This is a genomic window from Gynurincola endophyticus, assembly GCF_003991195.1.
Taxonomy (GTDB): Bacteria; Bacteroidota; Bacteroidia; order Chitinophagales; family Chitinophagaceae; genus Gynurincola; species Gynurincola endophyticus.
The window spans coordinates 64,312-89,231 of sequence record NZ_RCWL01000013.1; the positions used below are offsets into that span (position 1 = coordinate 64,312).

Annotated in this window: 21 protein-coding genes; 15 read left to right on the top strand and 6 right to left on the bottom strand. The window is 37.8% G+C overall.

The window, feature by feature from the left end; genetic code table 11:
* Positions 1-210: 210 nt before the first annotated feature.
* On the top strand, positions 211-447 hold the full coding sequence (locus D9O48_RS18115; RefSeq protein ID WP_126974410.1) for a hypothetical protein: 237 nt from the start codon (positions 211-213) through the stop codon (positions 445-447).
* Between the two features lie 569 nt (positions 448-1,016).
* On the opposite strand, the gene D9O48_RS18120 is transcribed toward D9O48_RS18115, so the two are convergent.
* The gene (locus tag D9O48_RS18120; protein WP_126974411.1) at positions 1,017-2,438 is read right to left on the bottom strand and encodes an MBL fold metallo-hydrolase; all 1,422 of its coding nucleotides are present in this window, start codon (positions 2,436-2,438) and stop codon (positions 1,017-1,019) included.
* A gap of 480 nt (positions 2,439-2,918) precedes the next feature.
* On the opposite strand from D9O48_RS18120, the gene D9O48_RS18125 reads away from it, so the two are divergent.
* Together D9O48_RS18125 and D9O48_RS18130 are read left to right on the top strand one after the other, a co-directional pair.
* Positions 2,919-5,150: a DUF5723 family protein gene (locus tag D9O48_RS18125; RefSeq protein ID WP_158624940.1), complete on the top strand. Its 2,232-nt coding sequence runs from the start codon at positions 2,919-2,921 to the stop codon at positions 5,148-5,150.
* Positions 5,151-5,399: 249 nt separating this feature from the next.
* Positions 5,400-6,359 (top strand): ABC transporter ATP-binding protein, encoded by a 960-nt coding sequence (locus tag D9O48_RS18130; protein WP_126974413.1) that lies wholly within the window; start codon positions 5,400-5,402, stop codon positions 6,357-6,359.
* Between the two features lie 83 nt (positions 6,360-6,442).
* Here the strand turns inward: D9O48_RS18130 and D9O48_RS18135 are convergent, their stop codons facing one another.
* Complete coding sequence (locus tag D9O48_RS18135; RefSeq protein WP_126974414.1) at positions 6,443-7,687, bottom strand: cation:proton antiporter; 1,245 nt, start codon at positions 7,685-7,687, stop codon at positions 6,443-6,445.
* 18 nt (positions 7,688-7,705) lie between these two features.
* On the bottom strand, positions 7,706-8,368 hold the full coding sequence (locus D9O48_RS18140) for an SCO family protein (RefSeq protein ID WP_126974415.1): 663 nt from the start codon (positions 8,366-8,368) through the stop codon (positions 7,706-7,708).
* 451 nt (positions 8,369-8,819) lie between these two features.
* Here D9O48_RS18140 and D9O48_RS18145 point away from each other — a divergent pair, with 451 nt between their 5' ends.
* Together D9O48_RS18145 and D9O48_RS18150 are read left to right on the top strand one after the other, a co-directional pair.
* The gene (locus D9O48_RS18145; protein WP_126974416.1) at positions 8,820-10,187 is read left to right on the top strand and encodes a DUF2141 domain-containing protein; all 1,368 of its coding nucleotides are present in this window, start codon (positions 8,820-8,822) and stop codon (positions 10,185-10,187) included.
* 725 nt (positions 10,188-10,912) lie between these two features.
* Positions 10,913-11,263 (top strand): hypothetical protein, encoded by a 351-nt coding sequence (locus tag D9O48_RS18150; protein ID WP_126974417.1) that lies wholly within the window; start codon positions 10,913-10,915, stop codon positions 11,261-11,263.
* A 114-nt stretch (positions 11,264-11,377) separates the two neighbouring features.
* Here D9O48_RS18150 and D9O48_RS18155 read toward each other — a convergent pair whose 3' ends face one another.
* Positions 11,378-12,433 carry a response regulator gene (locus D9O48_RS18155; protein WP_126974418.1) on the bottom strand — a complete coding sequence of 352 codons (1,056 nt, stop codon included), beginning with the start codon at positions 12,431-12,433 and terminating at the stop codon, positions 11,378-11,380.
* Between the two features lie 138 nt (positions 12,434-12,571).
* Here D9O48_RS18155 and D9O48_RS18160 point away from each other — a divergent pair, with 138 nt between their 5' ends.
* The 8 genes from D9O48_RS18160 (at position 12,572) to D9O48_RS18195 (ending at position 21,291) form a co-directional block, all read left to right on the top strand.
* Positions 12,572-14,956 carry a heavy metal translocating P-type ATPase gene (locus tag D9O48_RS18160; protein ID WP_126974419.1) on the top strand — a complete coding sequence of 795 codons (2,385 nt, stop codon included), beginning with the start codon at positions 12,572-12,574 and terminating at the stop codon, positions 14,954-14,956.
* Positions 14,957-15,092: 136 nt separating this feature from the next.
* Complete coding sequence (ccoS, locus tag D9O48_RS18165; protein ID WP_126974420.1) at positions 15,093-15,266, top strand: cbb3-type cytochrome oxidase assembly protein CcoS; 174 nt, start codon at positions 15,093-15,095, stop codon at positions 15,264-15,266.
* A 32-nt stretch (positions 15,267-15,298) separates the two neighbouring features.
* Complete coding sequence (gene ccoN / locus D9O48_RS18170; RefSeq protein ID WP_126974421.1) at positions 15,299-17,419, top strand: cytochrome-c oxidase, cbb3-type subunit I; 2,121 nt, start codon at positions 15,299-15,301, stop codon at positions 17,417-17,419.
* 12 nt (positions 17,420-17,431) lie between these two features.
* Positions 17,432-17,590 (top strand): CcoQ/FixQ family Cbb3-type cytochrome c oxidase assembly chaperone, encoded by a 159-nt coding sequence (locus tag D9O48_RS18175; RefSeq protein ID WP_126974422.1) that lies wholly within the window; start codon positions 17,432-17,434, stop codon positions 17,588-17,590.
* A gap of 21 nt (positions 17,591-17,611) precedes the next feature.
* The gene (locus D9O48_RS18180) at positions 17,612-18,715 is read left to right on the top strand and encodes a cbb3-type cytochrome c oxidase N-terminal domain-containing protein (RefSeq protein WP_158624941.1); all 1,104 of its coding nucleotides are present in this window, start codon (positions 17,612-17,614) and stop codon (positions 18,713-18,715) included.
* Positions 18,716-18,738: 23 nt separating this feature from the next.
* The gene (gene ccoG, locus D9O48_RS18185) at positions 18,739-20,148 is read left to right on the top strand and encodes a cytochrome c oxidase accessory protein CcoG (protein WP_126974424.1); all 1,410 of its coding nucleotides are present in this window, start codon (positions 18,739-18,741) and stop codon (positions 20,146-20,148) included.
* Positions 20,149-20,152: 4 nt separating this feature from the next.
* Positions 20,153-20,602, top strand: a complete 450-nt coding sequence (locus D9O48_RS18190; RefSeq protein ID WP_126974425.1) for a FixH family protein — start codon at positions 20,153-20,155, stop codon at positions 20,600-20,602.
* Entirely contained in the window at positions 20,599-21,291 is a 693-nt protein-coding gene (locus tag D9O48_RS18195; protein ID WP_126974426.1) for a sulfite exporter TauE/SafE family protein, read from the top strand. Before D9O48_RS18190 ends, D9O48_RS18195 begins: the two co-directional genes overlap by 4 nt.
* Here D9O48_RS18195 and D9O48_RS18200 read toward each other — a convergent pair.
* The gene (locus D9O48_RS18200; protein ID WP_126974427.1) at positions 21,275-22,843 is read right to left on the bottom strand and encodes a sensor histidine kinase; all 1,569 of its coding nucleotides are present in this window, start codon (positions 22,841-22,843) and stop codon (positions 21,275-21,277) included. The two genes, D9O48_RS18195 and D9O48_RS18200, sit on opposite strands and share 17 nt — an antisense overlap.
* 137 nt (positions 22,844-22,980) lie before the next feature.
* Between D9O48_RS18200 and D9O48_RS18205 the strand changes: the two genes are divergently transcribed.
* Entirely contained in the window at positions 22,981-23,718 is a 738-nt protein-coding gene (locus tag D9O48_RS18205; protein WP_126974428.1) for a hypothetical protein, read from the top strand.
* A 280-nt stretch (positions 23,719-23,998) separates the two neighbouring features.
* The gene (locus D9O48_RS18210; protein ID WP_126974429.1) at positions 23,999-24,547 is read left to right on the top strand and encodes a hypothetical protein; all 549 of its coding nucleotides are present in this window, start codon (positions 23,999-24,001) and stop codon (positions 24,545-24,547) included.
* A gap of 69 nt (positions 24,548-24,616) precedes the next feature.
* Here the strand turns inward: D9O48_RS18210 and D9O48_RS19060 are convergent.
* Positions 24,617-24,920, bottom strand: a 304-nt coding sequence (locus D9O48_RS19060; RefSeq protein ID WP_233589276.1) for a hypothetical protein, incomplete at its 5' end; no start/stop codon positions are given.

A 24,920-nucleotide genomic window follows, 5' to 3' on the forward strand; every position in this document is an offset into this window, starting at 1 on the left:
TTAGCTGTAGTGCACCAATATTCTGATAATGACCTGGTGAATGAAAAAGCACTGGTCTTAAAAGAAATTTATCGGCAATCGTTTGTTAAGTCTGGTTTAAATAATTGGGTGAACGAGGATATGCTTTTGAATCGGTTAGATAAACAGGCATATGAACTTTTTGATATGCAGCATTATGAACAATGAGCATATAGTATTACAGATGCTGCCGTGCAGCAGGCGGTATTTGAATTACTCGGGTATCTCTTCATTGGAAAACCGATGGATTTGCTGGATCCGTATCAGGTTTTTGCCGGTCCAATGTTAAATGCAGAAGGTGAGATTACAAAAAAAGCTTTTATAGAAACTTATAAGTCTTCCTTTTTATACTGGAAGAATAAGTTTGAGCCTGTTTTAAAGCCCGAACTTACCAGAAATTCATCCCGGGTAGATAATGATATTCCTTGAAAAAAGCTGGCTTTATGGGATGCTGTTGGTGCCGTAAAGGGGGCATGGGAATTTGGAAAAGTAGGTTCTTTGTTAGGGGGATTTTGGGGTGCTTTCGCGGTAGGAGCTACCGGGGCTGTCTTTGAAGGGGCATCTGCTTCGGCTGCCGCTTATTTAGAACATCAGGTTGAAAAAATATTAGAACTGAAATAAGGTGAAAAATAAACTTATTAAATTATTTGCATGTATAGTGGGTTGATTTATTCTTCGTGTAATCTATAAATTTCATATGAATATTGCTTTTAAAGATTTCTTATTGTCTGTTTTAATGGGGAGTATCTATTTTCTGATAACTTCTTTTTTTAACAACCGGGCAGGCAGGTGTTGGAGTGATTTTAAAAATAAAATGAAAAATTAATGCATTAAGCTTGCATTATCGCCTAAAAATTAGCATATTCATATAGAACGGTGAACAACCGTTTAGCATCGCTCTTTTCTAATGAGAAATAGTATCCGAAATAAAAAAGGTTTCATCTTCTTATATAGATGAAACCTTTTTCTCAATCTTATTCTTTTATAATTACTGGTCACTAACTTTTTTGAGTACTGGGGCAAACAAAGTTTGTCAGGTCAAATTGTTGACTGTCTTTTATTGCTTTGAATCCGCCTTTTATGTCTACAACATTTTCATAACCTCTTGATTTAAGAATAGAAGCAAAAATCATAGAACGGTATCCGCCGGCGCAATGGATGTAGTTGGTTTCCGCTTTGTTGATAGAAGAAAGATGATCATTAATATAATCAAGCGGTAAGTTAGGAACATTATTAATGTGTTCACTTTCATATTCACCGGGTTTACGAACATCCAGCACTTTTAAGTCCGGATTTTTTTCTCTTCTGGCGGCCAGTTCTTCAGCTGTGATTGATTCGATAGAGTCTACTTCTTTACCTGCGGCTTTCCATGCATCGAAACCACCTTTCAGATAACCTAATGCATTGTCGTAACCTACTCTTGCTAATCTTGTAACAACTTCTTCTTCTCTTCCTGTATCTGTAAGTAATAAAAGCGGTTGTTTAATGTCGGTAATAAGTGCACCTACCCAGGGAGCAAATCCGCCGTCAATACCGATATTGATACTATTTGGAATGAACCCCTGCGCAAATGTTTGCGGGCTGCGGGTATCCAGGATAAGTGCTCCTGATTCGTTGGCAGCCGCTTCAAATGCCTCTACACTTAATGCCTGTGTACCCCTGTTTAATACAGTATCGATGCTTTCGTATCCCTGGATATTCATCATTACATTTTCCGGGAAGTACGCTGGAGGTGGAAGTAATCCATCTGTGACTTTTTCAATAAACTCTTCCTTCAACATAGGTTGTAAAGCATAATTTTTTTGCTTTTGATTGCCTAATGTGTCGAAAGTTTCCTTACTCATATTTTTCCCGCATGCAGATCCTGCACCGTGGGCCGGATAAACAATTACATCGTCTGGTAAGGGTAATATTTTATTTCTGAGAGATTCATATAAAAAACCTGCTAACATATCCTGAGTAAGATCTTCTTTTACTTTTTGTGCGAGGTCAGGACGGCCTACATCACCGATAAACAAAGTATCACCGGTAAAAATAGCTACGGGTTTGCTTTCTTCATTGTATAAAAGATAACAGGTGCTTTCCATTGTATGCCCTGGTGTATGTAATACCTGAATTTTGATATTACCTACTGTTAGAAACTCACCGTCTTTTGCAATATATGCATCAAAGCCAGGCTTAGCGGTTGGCCCGTAAACAATCGGAGCGCCCGTTTTTTGCGACAGGTCTAAATGCCCGCTAACGAAATCGGCGTGAAAATGTGTTTCTAATACATACTTTATCTGAGCGTTGTTGTCTGCAGCCTTTTTGATATATTGGCTTACCTCACGTAACGGGTCAATAACAACAGCTTCACCATTACTTTCAATATAATAAGCGCCCTGCGCTAAACACCCGGTATATATTTGTTCTATTTTCATTGAATATGTTTTCTACTACTAATTTCGTAATGAATGACAAAAATAACCCTGATTTTAATCAACTGCTAAAGAGATTTTAAACAGGATGTGAGTATCTTATCGTATTTATACAATAGTGTACGGAGAGTATTAACTATGATAACAAAATTCCACATATTTTGTTGAATTTTTGAATGTATAGATAGAATTATCATAAAAAAATGTGTGTCAAATTCTACATTTTAGTGAACTATTCATCGAATTCGTTAATTACGAACTCTTTATAAGCCTTTTTAAGACAGTTTATAACAGTTTTTAGAAAACTTTAATATTTGGTCTCTCTTTTGTAATCAGACCATTAGCACCTCTATTCAATTATTCGGATTAATTAAACATCGCAACCAATTCATTTTTCGCTTCCTGGTTGGGAATGTTATGGTCCGACTATGCCCCCTACACTGTCGAGAGCTAATAACATTGTTTTATCAAACTATTAAGTGTATGAGAAATTCCTTCTTCTGTATTTTCTTATTTGTCATTGTATCATTGTCTGCTAAAGCTCAAAGCTTTCAAGGATATAGAACTAATAACTATACAGGCGTGAACGGGGTATTCTTCAACCCCGCGAATATTGCAGACAGTAGATACAAATGGGACGTGAATGTATTCGCAATCGACGGATATGCCGGTAATGATCAGAATACGCTTAAATTCAAAGACATTACACGTTCTTTTAACGCCGATTCTTTAAAATCAAAACTTTTAACATCTAACGGTGATAACCTGACGGCATTAAGCAGAATAGATATCCTGGGGCCATCTTTTATGTTTAGCGCCAGCAAAAAAACTTCTTTTGCCGTTACCACAAGAACCAGGGTGTGGGCGAATGCCACTAATATTGATGGCCGGTTAGCACGTGCTGTAATTGATGCCGGTGAAGTCAATAACGCTAATTATCCTTACAACTTTAATGTGTCAAAAGGTGATATGCACACAGCCGGTTGGACGGAGCTCGGCCTCAGCTGGGGGCAGGTTTTAACCAATAGTGACTCACGTCACCAATTGAAATTTGGTCTTACTGCCAAATATCTGGCAGGAGTAGCCGACGCTTATTTACGTCAGAGTAACCTGAATGGTTCTATCGTAAATGTTGGCGGTCAAACACAGTTAACGAATATGACCGGTTCTATTCAGTTAAATACAACTGATGCAAACTTTGCTGATTATAAATTCAGAGATTTCTTCAAGTTCAACGGCCACGGTGTTGGTGGAGATGTAGGTATCGTATATGAATACAGACCAAACACCGATTACTCTGAATATGAAGATGATCGCGCTTTCAATAAATATAAGTTGAGAGTAGGGGTTTCCGTAATGGACATCGGTCAGATCAAGTTTAAAAAGTCTACCAACGATGCTGCTAATTATAATGTAGCAATCCCTCCGGGCGGAACCTTTGCTTTGTCTAATTTCCAGGACAGATCTGTTTCTGAATATACAGACGTATTAAATGCTTCTCCTTACTTTACCAACGTTGGTACTGGAAGTACTGAGTACAAAATTTCAATTCCAACCACTGTTCAGGCGAATGTTGACTATAATATTAATGATCGTTGGTTTGTGAATCTTGCCGGTCAGATAGCTACCAGCAAAACCGAAGGGTTGAATTTATATGCTTTCAACTCATATACTTTAACTCCACGTTATGATGTTGAACGTTTCGGAATTTCTGTTCCTATTAACTACAACGAATTAACTGATTTCAATGCCGGTATTTCATTCCGTTTCGGCCCTGTATTCCTGGGATCAGGAAGTGTAATCACCGCTTTATTTGACAATAATAAGCAAGCTGATTTACATCTGGGTGTAAGATTCGGTATGCCACATAAAAAAGTGAAGAAAACTGACACCGATGGCGATGGTATTTATGATAAAGAAGATCAGTGTCCTACAGTTCCGGGTGTAGCACGTTACAATGGTTGCCCTGTTCCTGATAGAGATGGTGACGGTGTTAATGATGAAGAAGATAAATGTCCTGACGAACCGGGATTAGCTCGCTACCAGGGTTGTCCTATTCCTGACAGAGATGGTGACGGTATTAACGATGAAATCGACGAATGTCCTGACCAACCAGGTTCTGGCCAGTTCAAAGGCTGTCCTGATACTGACGGTGACGGTATTCCTGATAAAGACGATAAATGTCCTACCGTTGCAGGTGTTGCTAAATACCAGGGTTGCCCTATTCCTGACAGAGACGGTGACGGTATCAATGACGAAGAAGATCTTTGTCCTGATAAACCTGGTCCGGCTTCATCAAGAGGTTGTCCGGTAGAAGAAGTTGCTGTTCGTATTACTGCAGATTTCAAAAACATTCTGTTCGACTTTGGTAAAGCGACCATCCGTCCTGAATCATTGCCGATTATTGAAAGAGCAGCTCAAACAATGAATGAGCAAATACCGAATTCAACTTTCTACATTGACGGTTATACCGACAATAAAGGTAGTGTTCAGGTAAATAAGAAAATTTCTCAGCAACGTGCACAGGCAGTAGCAAGTGCATTGATTGCAGCAGGTGTAGAAAAATCACGCTTAACCGCCAGAGGATTTGGTAAAGACAATCCGAAATGTGAAAATGATACCGAAGAAGGCAGACAATGTAACAGACGTGTTGAAGTGGTGATTCGTAATATTGATCAGAAACAATCTACATCCACTATAAGAGTGAATAACTAATAAAGAGAGTAGTTTTGGTTTCTTGTTAAAAAGCTGTCCTTTTCCGGCCTGACCGGAAAAGGACAGCTTCTTTTTGTAAAACAGTAAATAAAGTAAACAGCGCAGGCGAATGGTCTTTGCAGATAGGAATTTGTAGCGAAAAGGTTGAAAAAAGAGACATCTCCGAAATAACTGGTATACTTTTCCGTTTCATTTCCATGAAATTACACGATTGATCATTATTTTTGACCTTTAGTGTTGACGAATCAAATGGCATATCTTAACCTCAAACATATCTACAAACAGGGCGATAAAGGTTTTACGCTCAGTGATATTCATTTGCAGATGGAGCAATTTCAAAAAATTGCAATTGCAGGTGAAACGGGGTCAGGTAAAACCACCTTAATGAAAATCATTGGTGGGCTTATTCAGCCCGACGACGGATTGGCTACTTTTGACGGACAAAAAATCATGGGTCCGCATGATCAGCTCATTCCCGGCCATAAAGGAATTGCTTTTTTGTCGCAACACTTCGATCTGCCCCAACATCTTCGTATTGAACAGGTATTGGAATATGCTAATGAACTTTCTGCCGGAGAAGCAAAGTCAATTATTGATATTTGTGATATCAACCACCTGATGAAACGTAAAACACATCAGTTATCGGGAGGAGAAAAACAAAGAATTGCCATTGCAAAGCTATTGATCGCCCGTCCGAAATTAATGCTACTCGACGAACCATTCTCTAATCTTGATCCGATTCACAAAGATCAGCTGAAAGCACTTTTTGAACGACTGGAAACGGAATTAGGAATTAGCTTCATCATGGTTTCGCATGATGCGCAGGATACCCTCTCATGGGCCGATTATCTTTATATTATGCAGGCCGGTAAAATTGTTCAGTCCGGAGAACCCGGCGCTGTTTATTATGAACCCGGAAATGAATATGTTGCCGGTATTTTAGGAAAATACAATAAAGTGAGGCAACAGCTGGTGAAGTTCGACCAGCAGGATCTGTTCGGTGATCAATTCAGGTATATTCGTCCGCAACAACTGCAACTCGTTCCTTTAAGAAATTGTATGTGGAGAGGAGTCATCAATAAAATTTCTTTTTACGGAACCCATTATGAAATAAAAGTCGATACAAGAGAAGGTGTGATCTGGGTATATAGCAGCTGGGTAAAACAAAAAGTGGGTGATTCCGTAGGTATCAGTTTCCGAAATAATTAGATCAAAAGATAAATTCTGTTGATATACATAAAAAATCCCTCTGAATATTACTTCAGAGGGATTTTTTATGTATTCTACTAAGCTTATGCTTTGATATTTTTCTTCGCCCCGGTTAATTTACCGATGGTCAATCCCTGAACAATAATAGAGAATACCACTACAAAGTAGGTAATGGATAAAATTAATTCCTTATTCAATTCCGAATCAATCGACATGGCCAGTGCTACGGAAACTCCTCCTCTTAAACCTCCCCATACAAGGATAGTGGTAGATTTTTTATCTAAGCGATCAATGAGCGGAACGATTCTGGAAGGGGCCCAGATGGAAACGAAACGTGCAAACAACACTACCAGAATAGCAATAATACCAGCTACCCAGTAATCGTTCAGGTTTTCAATAATTAAAAGTTCAAAACCAATTAACATGAATAAGATGGCATTCATGATTTCATCTAACAACTCCCAGAATTTATCTACATAGTCTTTAGTGATATCACTCATTACATAGGTACGGGCATAGTTACCGATAAAGATACCGGCTACTACCATTGCAATCGGAGGGGATACATGTAATTTTTTAGCTAGTAAATAACCACCCATTACGATAGACAATGTAATTAATACCTCGAGCTTATAATCGTCAATCTTTTTCATGGCTCTGGAAGCAGTCCAACCCAAAGCAGCACCTAAAATACCACCACCTACAGCTTCTTTCACAATCAACCAGCTCACTTCTCCGAGTGAGAAATCCATATTCTGTGATTTTGCCAGATTTAATATGGATACAAACATTACAACGGCTACGCCATCATTAAACAAAGATTCGCCGGCGATTTTGGTTTCGATCGCTTTCGGAACACCCGCTTTTTTCAAAATTCCTAATACGGCTATCGGATCAGTAGGAGAAATCAATGCACCAAACAGTAAACACTGAATAAAAGGTATACCGATGTTTAATGCCTGTAATATGTAAAACATTAATCCTCCTACTACGAAAGTGGAGATAATCACACTGACAGTAGAGAAAGTGATTACATATTTTTTTTGATTTTTAAGATCAGAGAACTTAATGTGAATAGCACCGGCAAATAAGAGGAAGTTTAACATAGCCCCCATTAAACTTTCTTCTAAATCGGCATCTCTCACCAGATTTTTGGCATCATCAAACAAATGCGGTACAAACTTACCCAACGCCACTAACGCTACTGAACAAACCAGGGCAATGATCATAATACCGATTGTTGCAGGTAGCTTTAAAAAGCGATGGTTGAAATACGCAAACAATGAGGTTAAAACAATCAAAACCGAAAAGGTGTAATACAATTCCATTTTTTAAACTTACAAGGTTTATAATAAAGATTTGATCGATCTGATCAAAAGTTTCATGCTTTCTTCGTCGGTAGCATCAAAATATCCTCTGATTTTTCCCTGTTGGTCAATCAATGCTACCTGTTCAGTATGAATAAAATCATCTTCTATATCTGTTGCAGGATCCACTACATTCATCATGTAATCGTATCTCGCTGCATCATAAATTGCTTTTTTATCGCCCGTTAAAAGTTGCCAGACAGGTGTATACGCACCGATTTTTTCGCTATAGGCTTTTAATACTGCTACAGAATCGTACGCCGGGTTTACAGTGTGTGATAAGATAATAAAATCTTTCCGGTCTTTAAAGGTTTCATAAACCGGTTGAAGGTTTTTATTCATGATGGGGCAAATGCCGGGGCAGGTAGAAAAGAAAAATTCAATTACGGCCACTTTCCCTTCACGGTCTTTCTCTGTAATCACTACACTATCCTGATTTAAAAACTGAAAACTTTCCAGTTGATGCTCGCGATCACCTAAAACCGGAAGTTCTGTTTTAAATAACCGGATACTCAAAAACACAATTCCTGCTAAACAAACAGCAGTAATAATAACAGATATCAGTTTCACCTTTTTATGCATCGAAAACACTTTGCGCGAATTTACTATCAAATCAATGGAAAATGAAGCTAAAATATTCATGATGCCTGTTTTATGACCTAAAAAGTTTGAGTTTTATCAGCCGATTACCCCTTTTTTGATAAAAACTCAAGATGAAAACTTAAACTTAGAGAGATAAACGTCGTTCATATACGGCGCTTTACAACAGTGCAGAAAAATCATTGAACGTCAACTTCTTATTAGTTAATAAAACTGAATTAGCAGCTTGTTTTATAAATAATTGATTTTTATTGTTTTATGCAATTCGGATTAGATTTTGGATGTAGTGCAATTAAAAAATATATGTTCAATCTCACACATTCATTACCTGGAGTGGTATGCGTAACCGCTGACTTTCAAAAAAAGTGATGCAACTGACCCCGGCAGAATATGGTGATGATGGGAGGAGGCCTCTATCTGCATATAAATAATAGAAAATACTTTACTTTAGAGGAAAGTGATTGTTACTCACCGTTCTAAACTAAAAAACCGGATGAAATATTTAATCATATTAATTGTATTGTTCCCTTTAAAAACGTTTGCTTGTTCAGCATTTTTCTGTGATGGGAAAACCAGGTATCTGGCTAAAAATTTTGATTGGAGCACAGGGCAAGGGTATATCATTAAAAATATAGCAGGACAAAAAAAGTTTGCTTACGGACTAAGAGGTTCAAATCAGGCTAACTGGACGTCTGAATTTGGGTCAATCACCTTTAATCAGATCGGAAAAGAGTTTCCCTATGGTGGGATAAATGAAAAAGGATTGGTGGTTGAACAATTATGGATGTCGGAAAGTATCTATCAGGATAATAAAAATCAAACTATTTCCGAGCTGGAATGGATACAATACCAACTGGATAATTATTCATCAGTTGAGGAAGTTATTTCAAATCTGAATAATCTGACAATAAAACCTATTGCTACCATTCATTATTTTGTTGCTGATAAAAACGGTCATTCTGCTGTGATTGATTTTGTAGATGGAAAATCTGTGGTCAGCAGAAAGTCTGAAAAAAGTCAGGTAATAACTAATGAAACATTGTTGGATTCTGAGAGATATTTTGATCTGCATAAATCGAAAATTGATAAAGATTCAAGAACTCACTTCGACAGGTATTGCCAGATAAAAAATAGTTTATCAAATATCGAAATTGAAAATGCTGATCAGGCTTTTGAAATTTTGAGCAACAGTGCTGAAAGTAAAGAGCATTACAAAACTTATTGGACTGTTGTTTACGATTTAACTAACCTGGAAGTGTACTTTAAATCATTCAACAATAAAACTGTTAAACAATTTAAGTTATCGGAAATAAATTTTAATGCTGATCCGGAGGCTTCTGCTATTAATCAGGATTTTTTTAAATTGGAAAATTACTCTTTTGAAATGAATAAAGTGCTGTTTACAACGTCTATGAAAATGATGGGGTTAAAAGTTGATGAAGCATTAGGAGCGATGCACCAGATAACACCAGATCAACATAGAATCGATAAAATTTTTCAGGAAAATTATATTGATTTGAAAATTACTTTCCTTTCGAAATCTGTGCAAGGGAATATCTACTATACACTGATGCAAGGCGAAAATAATTTCAACAGAAGAAACGGTATAAAAAGCGGTATATTTCCGATACAGAAAAACGAAACGCATAAAATGATTTATGTAATGCCCAGAGGAGAGTTTGCTTTAGCGTGTTTTCTTGATGCGAATCTCGACAATAAAATGGATACAAAATTTTTTGGAATACCTAAGAATTATGGTTTTTCGCTAAATAGAAGAGGCATTTTGGGAACACCTCCCCGGTACAAAAACGCAAAGATTTCTTTACAAGAAGATACGGAAATAATAGTAAAAATCAAATAATTTACCAGTTTAAATAGGATATAACAGGCACGAATAGTCATAAATTCTTTAAAAGAATATTATTTCCTTAAAAAGATATTTTCCTGAGCAAAATCAGTATCAGGTATGCCACAGATCAGTTTTCGCAAACATTGGTGTATCTATATTTGTGACGGCTATAAAGGGTTACATTGGTGAAGGTCAGGCGTTTAGTCTGACCTTCTTTTATTTACAAAGATCATGTTTTAATCTGATGTAAATCAGTTTGTTATGTTTTCTTTGTTTTTATATTTGCATTGCAATTGACAGTAGAAGTGGTGTTGATGTTAACGTCCTACAAATCCAAGTCCTGAAAGTCCATTCAATATCCTAAAAACAAAGAGAATGTCGACGCCACTTTTTGTCAATATCTTTTCTACTCTCTTCAGATACCTCATTTTCAATACTCCATAACATCTTACCATTTATCTGGTGACATTTACGTATTATAATACTGTACTTCATTTTCCCATCTGCTGATATGACCGGTGTTCTCGTTTGATGGTTATGAAGATCATGTTTGGCGGTGATGGAAGTCAATGGAATCAACGTTTCGGGCATGGTATATTTGTATCACAATTGACAGTACGAGTGGTGTTGATATGACGCGTCTGAAAGTCCAAATCCTACAGAAATCCGTTCAATATCCTACAGCAAAAAACGCATGTCGGCACCACTTTTTGTCATCAACCATTTACCTCACCAATATGATAATATATTCCATACATGAATTTCAAAAAGATTGTGATCGTCTGATTCAGAAACAATATCCTTACCTGAGAATGATAATGCGGCAAAAGGGAAATCCTTTTCATACACAATCGAAGTTAAATGTTTGGAGACGGAGTTATTCTGTTTTTGAGCTCAATGATATTGGGGCCGGTGAGGCAGATTCTATCGAATCGTTTGTAAAGCAAGCTGATCTTTTATGGGGAATAGAGGTGACCGTTTTACGAAGAATGAGAAACACCTGGTTGCCTGTTAAACATACGGGCCATCTTAGTTTTGAACAACAGAACAAGATTGGTCTGGAAATGGCTTTATCGGAAATGTTATGATTGATTTTTTAGTTTTACTTCAGGAGTCAGATGATTTCATCCGGCTCCTGAATATTTATTGCTGATAAGCCCCCCATCATTTACCACACTTAATTAAAAATTATTAATTCTTCACTAATAAAGGAGGTGCTCTAATTTATCCAGACTGGTAATTCTTATTTTTCCTTCTTTAATTTCAATCAATTTTTCAGATTTGAAATCACTCAGTGTTCTGATCAGTGATTCGGTAGCAGTACCCACATATTGTGCGATATCTTCGCGGGAGATGTCAATCTGATCTGCATTATTTTGTTGATTGAATTTATTATAAATATCAATTAATGCTTTGGCAATACGTTTTCTGAGCGAATCGTATGCAAGGTTCAGTAAACGGTCTTCTTTTTCTTTTACATCTTTCGAAATCAGCTTGATGAATTTAGTAGCGATTTGCAGGTCGTTGTAAACGGTTGTTACAAAATTTTCTTTCGGAATAAAAGCAATGGTTGCCTCTTCCAATATTTCAGCTGTTTCATCGTAGGTTTCATCTTCGAGTAAGGAGAGGTGCCCGATATAGTCGCCCGCGCTATATAAATTGGTAATATATTCTTTACCGTCATCGTTGGTTTTGAAAGTTTTGATCTTTCCTGATTTCAGGTAATAAAGATATTTAGGGCGTTTACCTTCAGAATAGAGGATTCGTTTTTTTGAAATCGTTTCGGTATCGTATCTCTCCGGATCGAGCATTACCATGCCCGAATCTTCAAGGTCTTTCATCATCTGAGAAGCACCGTGATTTGAATGCTCGTAGGATGCATTTATGATATTCACTTTTTTGAGGCGAATTTCAATCGCCTTTAATAGTTCAATATCATCAAATGGTTTGGTGATATAGTCGTCAGCTCCCATTTCCATTCCTTTTCTGAAGTCGCCTCTTTCAGTTTTGGCAGTCAGAAAAATAAATGGAATACTTTCAGTATCAGTGTTTTTCTTTAATAGATGTAGTACTCCGTATCCGTCCAGGTCGGGCATCATGATATCACAAACAATCAGGTCGGGTTTTTCTTTGATAGCCAGGTCCACACCCGATTTTCCATTTTCTGCAGTAACCGTATGATAACCCGCCAATGATAAAATTTCAGCGGTATTTTCTCTGATATCCGTATTGTCGTCAATAACTAAGATTTTTTGCATAAGCTCATGCTGATTTTCGTCTGGTAAAAGTACAAAGTATATCAGAATAAGTGGTGACTAAAATCATGAAAATCGGTGATGGTGCTCATGAAACCGGTGAAAATCAGCCACTAATTTTGACCTATCAAATGTTGATATATGGAGGTAGCTGTTACAACCTGTTATCATTGTGGTTTAGATTGTGTCGCTGAAGAAATTCATTACGACGATCATCAGTTTTGTTGCGAAGGCTGCAAAATGGTGTATCAGTTGTTGAATGAACATGACCTGTGTACCTATTACAATCTGAACGACAATCCGGGTAAACAGCAAAAGATTAAGGTAAGAGAAGATAAATTTACTTTTTTAGAACAAGATAAAATTCAGCAAAACCTCATCCATTTTCAGGATGAAACTAAGGCTCATGTTGATTTTTATTTACCTCAGATACATTGCAGTTCTTGTTTATACCTGCTCGAACATCTTCATAAACTGAATGATGGTATCGTTAGCGCGCGGGTAAATTTTGCCAAAAAAGAAGTGAGTATTGTTTTTTTGAAAGAAAAAACAACATTGAGAACCGTGGCCGAATTGTTAACTTCTATTGGTTATGAACCTTATATCAGCTTAAATCAGTTACAACAACAACCTGCCAATTATCAAAAAGGGTTGATCTACAAATTGGGTGTTGCAGGATTCTGTTTTTCTAATATCATGTTGATGAGTTTTCCCGAATACCTCGGTTTAGAAGATTCAGAACAAAACTTACAAAACGTTTTCAGAACCATCATCTTTGTACTGGCAATACCTGTATTTTTTTACAGCGCTCAACCCTTTTTTATTTCCGGCTGGAAGGCATTAACGAAAAGGTTTCTGAATATTGATGCCCCGATTGCGTTGGCAGTACTGGTTACTTATGCGCGAAGTGTATATGAAGTACTGAGTGGTACTGGTGCGGGTTATTTTGACTCAATGTCGGGAATTGTTTTTTTTATGTTAGCAGGCAGGGTGGTACAACAAAGAACTTACGATCAGTTAACTTTTGATCGCGACTTTACTTCTTATTTTCCTATTGCCGTAGAAGTAATAAAGAAAAATCTTACTGTTCCTACCGCGTTACCGGATATTAAAGTGGGTGATACCTTGTTGATTCATAATGAAGAACTAATTCCTTGTGACGGAATGCTGGTAAAAGGCAGAGGCCATATTGATTATAGTTTTGTAACAGGAGAATCTGCACCGGTTACTAAAGAAATGGGTGAGCTTGTATATGCGGGCGGAAAACAGGTGGGAGGGAATGTAGAAATGCTGGTAATGCGTGAAGTTACCCAGTCGTATCTGACCCGTTTATGGACAAATGACGATTCTGCTGCTGATGAAATAAAAGGGTTATCTTTTTTACATGGTATCAGTAAATGGTTTACAGTGGTGGTTTTTGCCATTGCTATATTAGGTGCAGCCTATTGGGCCTGGGCAGATCCGTCAAAAATATTAAATGTAGTAACAGCAGTATTGATAGTAGCCTGTCCGTGTGCACTATTATTGGTAGGAAGTTTTACCAATGGAAATATTCTTCGCATATTAGGCAGAAATAAATTTTACCTGAGAAATGCACAGGCTATAGAAGAAATAGAAAAGGTAAATCATATTGTATTCGATAAAACCGGAACCTTAACCACCAGCATAAAACAGAAAGTAGAGTGGGAGGGAGCAATGTTAAGTTGGGAAGATGAGTCGATGATTTGTTCCCTGGCCATTCAATCTACACACCCTATGAGCAGGGCCATTGCAAAACACTTTATCAAGTTTGATAAAATGAATGTTACAGGCGTGGTAGAAATTCCCGGTAAAGGAGTAAGCGGATATATTGATGGAAACTACGTTCAACTGGGCTCTCGTCAATGGATTCAAACCTCTGAGCTTGATAACAAAAAAGCATTATCGGAAGTACTCGTTGCAATCAACCACAAGTATATCGGTCGATTTATTATTTCTAATCAGTTTAGAGAGGGATTATCTCCAACCCTCTCTTTTTTAAAAAAGAATTACAAAATCTCTGTGATTTCGGGTGATTCAGACAAAGATGAACCGTTTTTGCGTGAATTACTGGGAGAAAAGGCAATTTTAAAATTTCAACAACAACCTGAAGACAAGCTTAAATATATTAAATCTGTACAAGACGAAGGCGACCATGTAATGTTCATGGGAGACGGATTGAACGACGCAGGGGCATTGAAACAGAGTAATGTGGGTATTGCTATTGCGGAGAATTCAAACAATTTCACTCCCGCAAGTGACGCCATACTGGAAGCCGGTTCATTTAACCGTATGCCTGTGTTTATTAAGATGAGTAAAGCCAACAAAGTTATTATCATTATTACATTTATTGTATCTGTTGTTTATAATGTAATCGGAATCTATTTTGCCTTGAAAGGTGTATTAAGTCCTATGATTGCAGCTATTCTAATGCCTTCAAGCAGTTTAAGTATTTTACTACTAACCTACGGTGCCAGTAATCTCCTGGCCAAAAAATGGAAATTATGAGTAAAGCACATGACGCAAGTCATGTGCTTTTTTATTCCTCTGTCTGCTGCCTGATTAAAATCACTTCCCACACTGTATCAGATCATTTTACACACCTGTGACAAAATTTAGCTTTGTTCTATAATTCTATGTTACTATGGGTGTAATAATATTATTGTTGTTAGTCAGTATTTCAGTAGCTGCCATTTTTCTGGGAGCCTTTATCTGGAATGTGAAATCAAAACAATATGAAGACGAATATTCGCCACCGATCAGAATGCTTTTCGACGATGCTCCTCCCAAAAAAGAAACAACCGAATCTTCTAAATAAAAGTTACCTACAAATCCGAAACTATAGTTTTTATGCAAATTGAAAAGTTTTACTACGACAATAAGATCGTAAAGTGGTTTGGATACGCCACTATCGTTTGGGGAATCGTGGGCATGCTGGCCGGACTTTACGCAGCTGTTCAGATGTATATCCCCGCTCTGAGTTTTGATTTCGCTCCTACCACCTTTGGTAGAGTGAGACCGGTTCACACAAATGCGATCATATTTGCGTTTGTTGGTAACTGTATTTTTACCGGCGTTTATTATTCATTACAACGTTTATGTAAAACCAGAATGTTCAGTGATAAACTGAGTAAAATTCACTTCTGGGGATGGCAGTCTATCATTGTTGCCGCCGCTGTTACCCTGTTGTTAGGTTTTACTACCGGTAAAGAATACGCAGAATTAGAATGGCCTATTGATATCGCCATTACTTTAATCTGGGTAGTATTCGGTATTAATATGATAGGAACCATTGCAAAACGCAGAGAAAAACACCTCTATGTAGCTATCTGGTTTTATCTCGCTACCTGGGTAACTGTAGCATTGTTGCACATTGTAAACTCTTTTGCTATTCCTGTTTCGTTGTTTAAAAGTTATAGCTGGTATGCAGGTGTTCAGGATGCATTGGTACAATGGTGGTACGGACACAATGCCGTAGCCTTCTTCCTGACTACTCCGATTTTAGGTTTAATGTATTACTTCCTGCCGAAAGCAGCGAACAGACCTGTATATTCTTACAGACTTTCAATTATACACTTTTGGGCTTTGATCTTCATTTATATCTGGGCAGGTCCACACCACTTATTATATACCGCTTTACCTGACTGGGCACAATCTTTAGGGGTAGTTTTTTCTATCATGTTATTGGCACCTTCATGGGGTGGTATGTTAAATGGTTTGTTTACGCTGAGAGGAGCATGGGACAAAGTAAGAGAAGATCCTGTACTGAAGTTTTTCGTGGTAGCAGTTACCTGTTATGGTATGTCTACTTTCGAAGGTCCGATGATGAGTTTAAAAAATGTAAATGCGATTGCGCACTTTACCGACTGGGTAATTGCTCACGTTCATATCGGGGGATTAGGTTGGAACGGATTTATGGCGTTCGGTATGCTTTATTATATCGTTCCAAAAATGTGGGGAACCGAATTGTACTCTAAAAAATTAGCCAACGCCCATTTCTGGTTAGGTACAATAGGTATTGTGATTTATGCAATTCCACTTTATTGGGCTGGTTTTATGCAGGCTCAGATGTGGAGAACTTTCACTGAAGCCGGACAATTAAAATTCCAGTTCATGGAAACTGTTCAGGCAATTCTGCCAATGTACGTAAGTAGAAGTGTGGGTGGTTTATTATACCTCGCAGGTGCAATCATCATGGCTTATAATATCTACAAAACTGTGAAAAAAGGAAGTTTTGTGGCTAATGAGGCCGCCGAAGCAGCGCCATTACCGGTTCATCATTCAAAAGTAAAAGAATACTGGCACCGTTGGATCGAGAAAAAACCAATGACCATGTTAGTACTTAGCTTAATTATGGTGGCCATTGGGGGAGCTGTAGAAATGATTCCTACTTTCCTCATAAAAGAAAATATTCCAACTATCACCAGTGTAAAACCATATACACCGCTCGAATTACAGGGTAGAGATATCTATATCAAAGAAGGATGTTATACCTGCCACTCGCAAATGGTTCGCCCTTTCAGAGATGAAGTAGTGCGATACAGCGGAGAATATTCAAAAGCCGGTGAATTCGTATATGATCACCCGTTCCAGTGGGGATCTAAACGTACCGGTCCGGATCTGGCTCGTATCGGTGGAAAATATCCCGATAGCTGGCACTACAACCACATGTTAAATCCTGCATCGGTTTCCAGCGGATCTATTATGCCAAACTATCCGTGGTTGTTCGAAAAACAAGTAGATACCGCTACCACAAGATCAAAAATCCTGGCAATGATTAAACTGGGAGTTCCTTATGAAAAAGGATATGAACAAAGGGCAAATGAAGATCTGATGATTCAGGCAACAAAAATTCAGGCAAGTCTTGCAAAAGATAAACTGGAGGTTGAACCAACTGATGAAATCGTGGCACTGATCGCCTATTTGCAAAGAGTCGGTACCGATATTAAAGCAGAAACTGCTCAAAAATAAAATTGAATTCAAATGAAATTCATTCACTATCTCGAAAAGATTTCCGGAGTAAGCATTTATCCTTTGATCTCATTTACCATGTTCGGGCTATTCTTCATTTTCATGGTGATCTGGGTATTCAGATCGGATAAGAATACTATTAACGAAATCAGTAGAATACCCCTCGATTAATAATTTCCAATGAGTTCTTTTATGCAAAATAAATTCAAATATTTTTTAACCCTTTTCATGAGCCTGGGAGTTGCACTCCCCGGCTTCGCGAAAAGTCAGTACGCTCCTGTAAAGTCTTCTATCAGTGATCCAACCGTTTTAACAATGGTGATACTGATGTTTGTTTTACTGTTAATTATTGCATTGTTAGCAAATGTATTAATCGGTGCATCCCGGATTAAAACCGACGAAATCAAAAAAACTGATGCCGGTAAAGTGGCTCTTCTGATTGGTGCTTTATTTGTTAGCCCGGCTTTGTTTGCACAGGAAACTACTGAAGTAGTGGCAAAAACCGTGCTTTATCCCGGCGGTTTGTCTGCAACAGCATTTTATGTAATGATCAGTGTACTGGTGATCGAACTAATGGTCATTTTGTATCTCCTGGTTCAGATTAAAATAGTATTGTCGAAAAACTTCGGAAAAGAAACTGCTCCGAAAAAATCAATTGACTGGGCTAAACTCTGGAATAAACTCAACAAGTTTAAATCTAAAGAAGAAGAAGCCGGCATCGTAATGGAACATGAATATGACGGTATCCGTGAATTAGATAACAGACTTCCCCCATGGTGGTTGTACGGATTCTATTTTACCATCATTTTCAGTGTGGTGTATTTATGGAGATATCACGTAGCCGAATCGGCTCCTTTAAGCCACCAGGAATATGAAATTTCTGTAGCAGAGGCTAAAATAAGACAAGAAGCTTATTTGAAAAATGCAGCTAATAATGTAGATGAAAACTCTGTGGTATATATTGACGATGCATCACAACTGGCTTTAGGACAAAAAGTTTTCATTGATAACTGTTCTGCCTGTCACGGAAAAGTTGGTGAAGGGAATGCTATCGGGCCGAACTTAACTGATGATTACTGGATCCACGGCGGATCAATGGCAGATATTTTCAAGTCAATTAAATACGGATGGCCCGACAAAGGTATGAGAAGCTGGCAGGAAGATTTATCACCTGTACAGATGGCACAAATAGCCAGCTTTATTAAAAGTATAAAAGGATCAAATCCGCCAAATGCAAAAGAACCGCAAGGTGAATTGTACACTGAAGAAGTACCAGACAATCCTTCACAAGAATAAGACGAACCCTAAATCGATGTAACATGACCCAAGTTCCGCAAAGCCAGCATTCTTTTAGAGACAGACTAGCTACCGTTGACGAAAAAGGTAAAAGAAAATGGATTTATGCCACTAAACCCAAAGGGAAGTTGTATAATGTGCGAACTTGGGTTAGTTTTTTCTTCTTCTTCCTCTTCTTTGCACTGCCTTTTATCAAAGTAAATGGCCGCCCGTTCTTTCTGTTTGATATTACACAGGCTAAATTTATTCTCTTCGGAAAAGTATTCTGGCCACAGGATTTTTTTATATTCGGTGTTACAATGGTCACCTTTGTGATTTTTATTGTACTCTTTACCACCGCTTTCGGACGATTATTCTGCGGATGGGTTTGCCCGCAAACCATCTTCATGGAAATGTTATTCAGAAAAGTAGAATATTTTATTGAAGGAAATGCCGCTGCACAACGCCAACTGAATAATAGTCCAATGTCTGCCAAAAAGTTGTTTAAAAAAACGGCTAAACATCTCAGCTTTTTTTTACTGGCTTTTGTTATATCCAATACGTTTCTTTCTTATATCATTGGTATTGATGAATTGAAAGAAATTATTACCGGTGACTTTTCTGAACATTATAAAGGCTTTCTCGCTATTCTTATTTTCTCAGGTGTTTTTTATGGCGTATATGCTTTTTTCAGAGAACAGGTTTGTACTGTCGTTTGCCCTTATGGCCGCTTGCAGGGAGTTTTACTCGATAAAAATTCAATGATCGTTGCTTATGATTATCAAAGAGGTGAACCGAGAGGAAATTCTAAAAAATCAGCAATCCCTTTAGGTGATTGTATAGATTGTAATCAGTGCGTAAAAGTTTGTCCTACTGGTATCGATATCAGAAACGGTGTTCAAATGGAGTGTATCGGTTGTACCGCTTGTATCGACGCCTGTAACAATGTAATGGAAGCGTTGAATCGTAACCTTGGCCTGATCCGTTACGCGTCAGAAAACGGAATCCAGCAAAAACAACCTTTACGATTTACTACCCGGATGAAGCTATATACCGGTTTGTTGGTGGTATTGGTCGGAATATTGTCAGCCCTTTTATTTAGCAGAACCGATGTAGACGCTACTTTTTTAAGAGCACCCGGAATGCTTTTTCAGGAACATCAGCAAGACTCTATCTCTAACCTTTACAACGTTTCAATACTCAATAAAACGAATAATGATATGAGTATTACCTTGAAATTAACTGATGTTGACGGGCGGATACAAGTTATCGGAACACATCAGGAAATTCATCTGAAACCACAAGACCAGTCAAAAGGAACCTTCTTTGTCATATTGCCAAAAGAAGCGGTAACAGACCGGAAGCTGAATCTCAAAATAGCTGTTTACGAAGGCGAAAAATTGATCGTTCAGAAAAAAGTAAACTTTTTGGGTCCTATCAAAAGAAAAAAATAAATATATGAAATTACATTGGGGAAATATATTGGTCATTGCTTTCATCGCATTCGGTGGAATGATTATTTACCTCGTATATAAAAGCATGAACTCTAATTATGATATGGTATCAAAAGAGTACTACAAAGAAGAATTAGTGTATCAGCAAATCATAGATGCGGCCAACAGAACCGTTGCATTAAAAGACTCGATCAGTTATCACACTGACCAGCGGCAACTCGTAATTTCTCTGCCTGCCGATATTCATCAGAATGAAGTAGAGGCCGATGCACATTTTTATTGCGCCTATGATGCCAAAAAAGACCAGAAAATGAAAGTGAATTTCAAAAACGGTATTTCTTCACCGATATTATTGAGTGAAATCGGTGAAGGAAGTTATACTTTGAAACTGAAGTTCAATGCAGACGGACAGCAATATTATCAGGAAAAACCTATCTCAATCGTAATAAATTGATAACAATAATCATATCCGGACTTCTTCTGGGGCTTGTCAGCAGCCTGCATTGCGTTGGCATGTGTGGCCCGCTCGTAATGAGTTTACCTTTGATGGGCAGAAAAACTTCTCCTGTTATCAGCATGATGGTCTATAATGGAGGAAGAATAACTACTTATGTTCTGTTCGGGTTGATTTTTGGTATTTTCGGCCGCCAGTTATATATGGCAGGATTTCAAAAAGGCTTAACCATTATGATGGGATTGTTTTTGTTGGGTTTTGCGCTCTATCAATGGCTTCCAAAAAGCAAAAACGGAATCATGGGCTGGTTCGGTTGGATAAATTTTTATTTATTAAAATTATCGAAAAATCCTTCAACAGGTGCACTTTGGCTGATGGGCATGCTCAATGGTTGTTTGCCTTGCGGGATGGTGTATATCGCCATTGCCAGCTCACTGGCATTTCAACCCGTATTGCACGGAGGGATATACATGTTTTTCTTCGGAATGGGTACGCTGCCACTATTATTTGGAGCCGGTTTTCTTGGCTGGAAAATAAATATTGCTACCCGCCAAAAAATACTCAGATTAATACCCGTTTACTCAATGGTATTGGGAGTCGTTTTAATTCTGAGAGGGATGGAGCTCGGTATTCCGATGTTAAGCCCCATGCTGCCACAAAAATTAAATGATTTTATTCATTGTTTTTAAATGGCTGGTTAGGAACCTCAATCGAAATAGTGGTTCCTTCATTGAGTTCACTCGCCAGATGTATTTCACCCGAAATAAGGTCCAGATAGCGTTTAACTATATGTAAACCCAGGCCTGTTCCCTGAATGTTCAACGCATTTTTTCCTCTGAAAAATGAACTGAACATATGTTGCAGGTCTTCCTGCGAAATACCGATCCCCTGATCTTTTACCTGAATTGATAACTCATTGTTTAAATTACGGGCAATCAGTTGAATGGTACTGCTTTCATCTGAAAACTTCGCTGCATTGGATATGAGATTAATCAGAATATTTTTCAGAAGACGTTTATCAGTGGTAATGAAATGATCACCTTCATACGTTAAATCAATTGTCTGATTCTTTTTCAGTATTGGCTGCATCTCATCAATCGTGTCTTGTAGAAAGTCGGGCACATCAAATTCAGCAAACTGTGTTACAACTTTTCCTTCCTCCAGCTTGCCCAGCGACAAGAAATCTTCTAACAAGTCATTCAGGTGTTTAACAGAATCTTTAATACGCCGGATATGTCGTTCCCGGTTCTCCTGTTCTTCTGTTTTCTGATACCTGGCAATCAGACTGGCTGATGAAAGTACCGTACTTAGCGGTGTTCTGAATTCATGTGAAGCCATCGAAACGAATCTCGATTTGATTTCATTTAACTCTTTTTCTTTATTTAAAGCGTCTGACAAACTTTTTTGAGAGCGCTCCAGTTCTTCCAAAGCTTCTTTGAGAATCATCGTTCTTTCTTCCACTTTCGATTCAAGTTCGGTATTCAGCTTACGAATGACATTCGAAACCCGCTCCAGTTCTTCTTTTTGTTCTACAGTTTTCTGCTCAGATTCTTTTCTTTGGGTAATGTCTACGATAAAGGCGATGACATAAATTTTGTTGTTGTCTTTATAGTACGACAAACTCACTTCTACAGGAAACTCTTCCCCGTTTTTCTTTTTGGCAAAAAGGTCTCTGCCGTGTCCCATAGTACGGTTTGACGGATTATTATTGAAGCGTTCGCGGTAATTATTATGGTTTCGGCTAAAGCGGTGAGGAATCAATAATTCTATTTTCTGACCAATAATCTCTTCTTCTGAAAATTGAAACAAACGTAATGCCGCCGGATTTATTAGAATAATTTCACCTTTTTCGTTGGTGAGTATAATACCTTCGGTAGCATATTCAAAAAGCGCTGTAATCTGTTGACGGTCTGAATCTTGTGCCGCATATTTTTCTTTTATCCACCATCCGGCAATGGCAGTAAGTGTTAAAACTGCAAGAATTACTAACAGATCACTGATCCAGAACTCAATAAAGTAGCTGGGGGCGATGATCTGATAACGGATAAACAAACTGGCTACGGCGAGCGCAAATGAAAAAGCCGTGAACTTCCAGTTTCTTAAAAAGCTGCTTAACAGAATGGAAAGCACGAAGCCGGAAAAGAAAATCTGGTGATGCGGAAAGGCGGTTAACAAAATCACACTTGCAATTGAGAGCGCAATGCCGATCCACAAAATATATTTTTGCTGAGTTTGTTTCATAACTGCACAAAGGTCTGTAAAAAGCTTGAAATCATGTAAAAGTTAATATGAATAGAATCTTTACTAATATGATTTTAGTCATAGAATAGCTTTTTGAAATAGAATATTTTGCCGGGTATTTTAAAAAATTACCCTGTATGGAAAAAATGAATCAAAAAGAATGGCGCTCAGAATATGTGAGTGAGATTCTCAAAGTGCATCCAGGGGCTATACATTTATTTGATACATATAAGAATATTCATTGTGTAGAGACCCCGATAACAGTGGCGGATTTCTGTGAGAAATATCAGGTGCCGGTTGAAGAAATGGAGGCTGTTCTGAATGAAATGATCGAGGTGTCATATGTAGAAGCAGTAGGGGCAAGAGAGTGGGAGCTTGACTTTCTGGTAGATTTTTTAATCAATATTCATCATAAATATCTTAGAAGAACAACTCCTTTATTGCAGGAAAAAATTCAGCAGGTGAAGGTGGAAAAAGCCGATCCTTCAGTAAAAGTATTGATGCAGATTCTATTAAGAGTAAAGAAAGAGCTGCTGCCTATGATTAGTACTACTGAGAATGCAATTTTTCCTTATATCAAGCAAATTACAAGAGCCTATAAGTCGAAAGAAAGCTATGGCGAATTGCTGGTATCTACGCTGCGTAAACCCATTGCTCAGCAATTGAATGCTGAAATTGTTATGATGGAAGAAATCATTGCAGGCGTCAGAATACAATCTAACTATTATTGTATCGATCAGCTGGGAGAAGAGTTACGCTCGCTCGTAGTGCATTTGAAGGCTTTTGATTTTCAGGTGCAGCGTCATATCCAGTTAAAGAAAGAAGTCTTGTTGCCAAAATCATTAGAGATAGAAGCAGCATTGAATAAATCATGAGTGTTATTCCCTCATATGGTGATTTTTAATAAGGTAAGGGGCTATGCCCCTTATTTTTTTGTTCCTGCCTCAAAAAAACAAACCTATTGATAAAAAAAGACATATGTTGAAAGGTCGGTTTCATTAGGTTTTAAAAAGCCTCAAAGAAAAAGTTTTAAAATATGATCTTCGGTTATACTGTATGGTTGCAGTAGTGGAGTATACTTCGTATATTGAACAAAGTTGTATTATTTGTTTGTAAGGATAGGGGTTATATACATATCAGGCTAAAAAGAAAACAATGGATGTTACACCTGCTTACAGAGATAAAAAGCTCGAATCGGGAATACGACTCTTGTCTGCTTATGCATTAAGTGAGAAGATGGTTATTTCTGAACAACTGATAGAAGAATGTGCAAATGCAGTTCATCTGCACGATCCGTTACTACGCCTTTGTTTCGCCGCCAGATCGATCGGAATCAATGCTGCGGTACAGGAAGTGTATACCACCAGGCCGTATATTGATCGTGATGAAGTATGGTTGGTAGAAAAAGATGACCGGATGCTATTATTAGATACACCTGTCTGGAATATAGCATTTCGTGTGTTTGATTCTGTAAATGGTTTGCATACGGTTACAAAGAAGCACCTGGCACATTATCTTGACTTCAGCGCTACTTATATTCCATACCGGGTGCTGGTGTTAGACAGGGCTTCACTACGAAAGTGGTCAGAAGCCAATGGTAAAACTTATTGGAGTGAAAGGAGAAGGTGGTTTACAAAAAACAGCGGGTGGATGGCTTTTTTGGGGATGTTGGGAGTAATTATGTATTTAATTGTTGTCAAGTAGTTCATAGTTCTATTTTTGAATTCTCATGATTTGCTAGTTACAAGCTAGGAAATGAAGTGTTCTAGGGTTTTAAAAACGCAGGGTTGCTTTTTCTAAAGCGACCTTTTCTATTATATATACCTTGAAAGAATGAGTAAAATGGATCAGGCAAGAGAAATCTACATTGAAATATATAAAAAAAAGTGATTTTCCGTTATAACTATATAATCCTTTACCAGCAAAGGTTCTAAAGAAATCGAAAGAGGCAGAAAGAGAAAGAAGAGCAAATAATTTGAAAAAAAGAACAAAATAATTTGGAAGGAATGAGTCATGTTTCCTATCTTTGCGCTCCGCTTTTGAAAAAGTGGGATAGTTCTTAAGGTATTGGTAGTGA

Excerpts from the sequence above, each read along its gene's own strand:
- D9O48_RS18120 (WP_126974411.1), bottom strand. The coding sequence starts at position 2,438 with ATGAAAATAGAACAAATATATACCGGGTGTTTAGCGCAGGGCGCTTAT.
- D9O48_RS18125 (WP_158624940.1), top strand. The coding sequence starts at position 2,919 with ATGAGAAATTCCTTCTTCTGTATTTTCTTATTTGTCATTGTATCATTG.
- D9O48_RS18130 (WP_126974413.1), top strand. The coding sequence starts at position 5,400 with ATGGCATATCTTAACCTCAAACATATCTACAAACAGGGCGATAAAGGT.
- D9O48_RS18135 (WP_126974414.1), bottom strand. The coding sequence starts at position 7,687 with ATGGAATTGTATTACACCTTTTCGGTTTTGATTGTTTTAACCTCATTG.
- D9O48_RS18140 (WP_126974415.1), bottom strand. The coding sequence starts at position 8,368 with ATGAATATTTTAGCTTCATTTTCCATTGATTTGATAGTAAATTCGCGC.
- D9O48_RS18145 (WP_126974416.1), top strand. The coding sequence starts at position 8,820 with ATGAAATATTTAATCATATTAATTGTATTGTTCCCTTTAAAAACGTTT.
- D9O48_RS18150 (WP_126974417.1), top strand. The coding sequence starts at position 10,913 with ATGATAATATATTCCATACATGAATTTCAAAAAGATTGTGATCGTCTG.
- D9O48_RS18155 (WP_126974418.1), bottom strand. The coding sequence starts at position 12,433 with ATGCAAAAAATCTTAGTTATTGACGACAATACGGATATCAGAGAAAAT.
- D9O48_RS18160 (WP_126974419.1), top strand. The coding sequence starts at position 12,572 with ATGGAGGTAGCTGTTACAACCTGTTATCATTGTGGTTTAGATTGTGTC.
- ccoS (WP_126974420.1), top strand. The coding sequence starts at position 15,093 with ATGGGTGTAATAATATTATTGTTGTTAGTCAGTATTTCAGTAGCTGCC.
- ccoN (WP_126974421.1), top strand. The coding sequence starts at position 15,299 with ATGCAAATTGAAAAGTTTTACTACGACAATAAGATCGTAAAGTGGTTT.
- D9O48_RS18175 (WP_126974422.1), top strand. The coding sequence starts at position 17,432 with ATGAAATTCATTCACTATCTCGAAAAGATTTCCGGAGTAAGCATTTAT.
- D9O48_RS18180 (WP_158624941.1), top strand. The coding sequence starts at position 17,612 with ATGCAAAATAAATTCAAATATTTTTTAACCCTTTTCATGAGCCTGGGA.
- ccoG (WP_126974424.1), top strand. The coding sequence starts at position 18,739 with ATGACCCAAGTTCCGCAAAGCCAGCATTCTTTTAGAGACAGACTAGCT.
- D9O48_RS18190 (WP_126974425.1), top strand. The coding sequence starts at position 20,153 with ATGAAATTACATTGGGGAAATATATTGGTCATTGCTTTCATCGCATTC.
- D9O48_RS18200 (WP_126974427.1), bottom strand. The coding sequence starts at position 22,843 with ATGAAACAAACTCAGCAAAAATATATTTTGTGGATCGGCATTGCGCTC.
- D9O48_RS18205 (WP_126974428.1), top strand. The coding sequence starts at position 22,981 with ATGGAAAAAATGAATCAAAAAGAATGGCGCTCAGAATATGTGAGTGAG.
- D9O48_RS18210 (WP_126974429.1), top strand. The coding sequence starts at position 23,999 with ATGGATGTTACACCTGCTTACAGAGATAAAAAGCTCGAATCGGGAATA.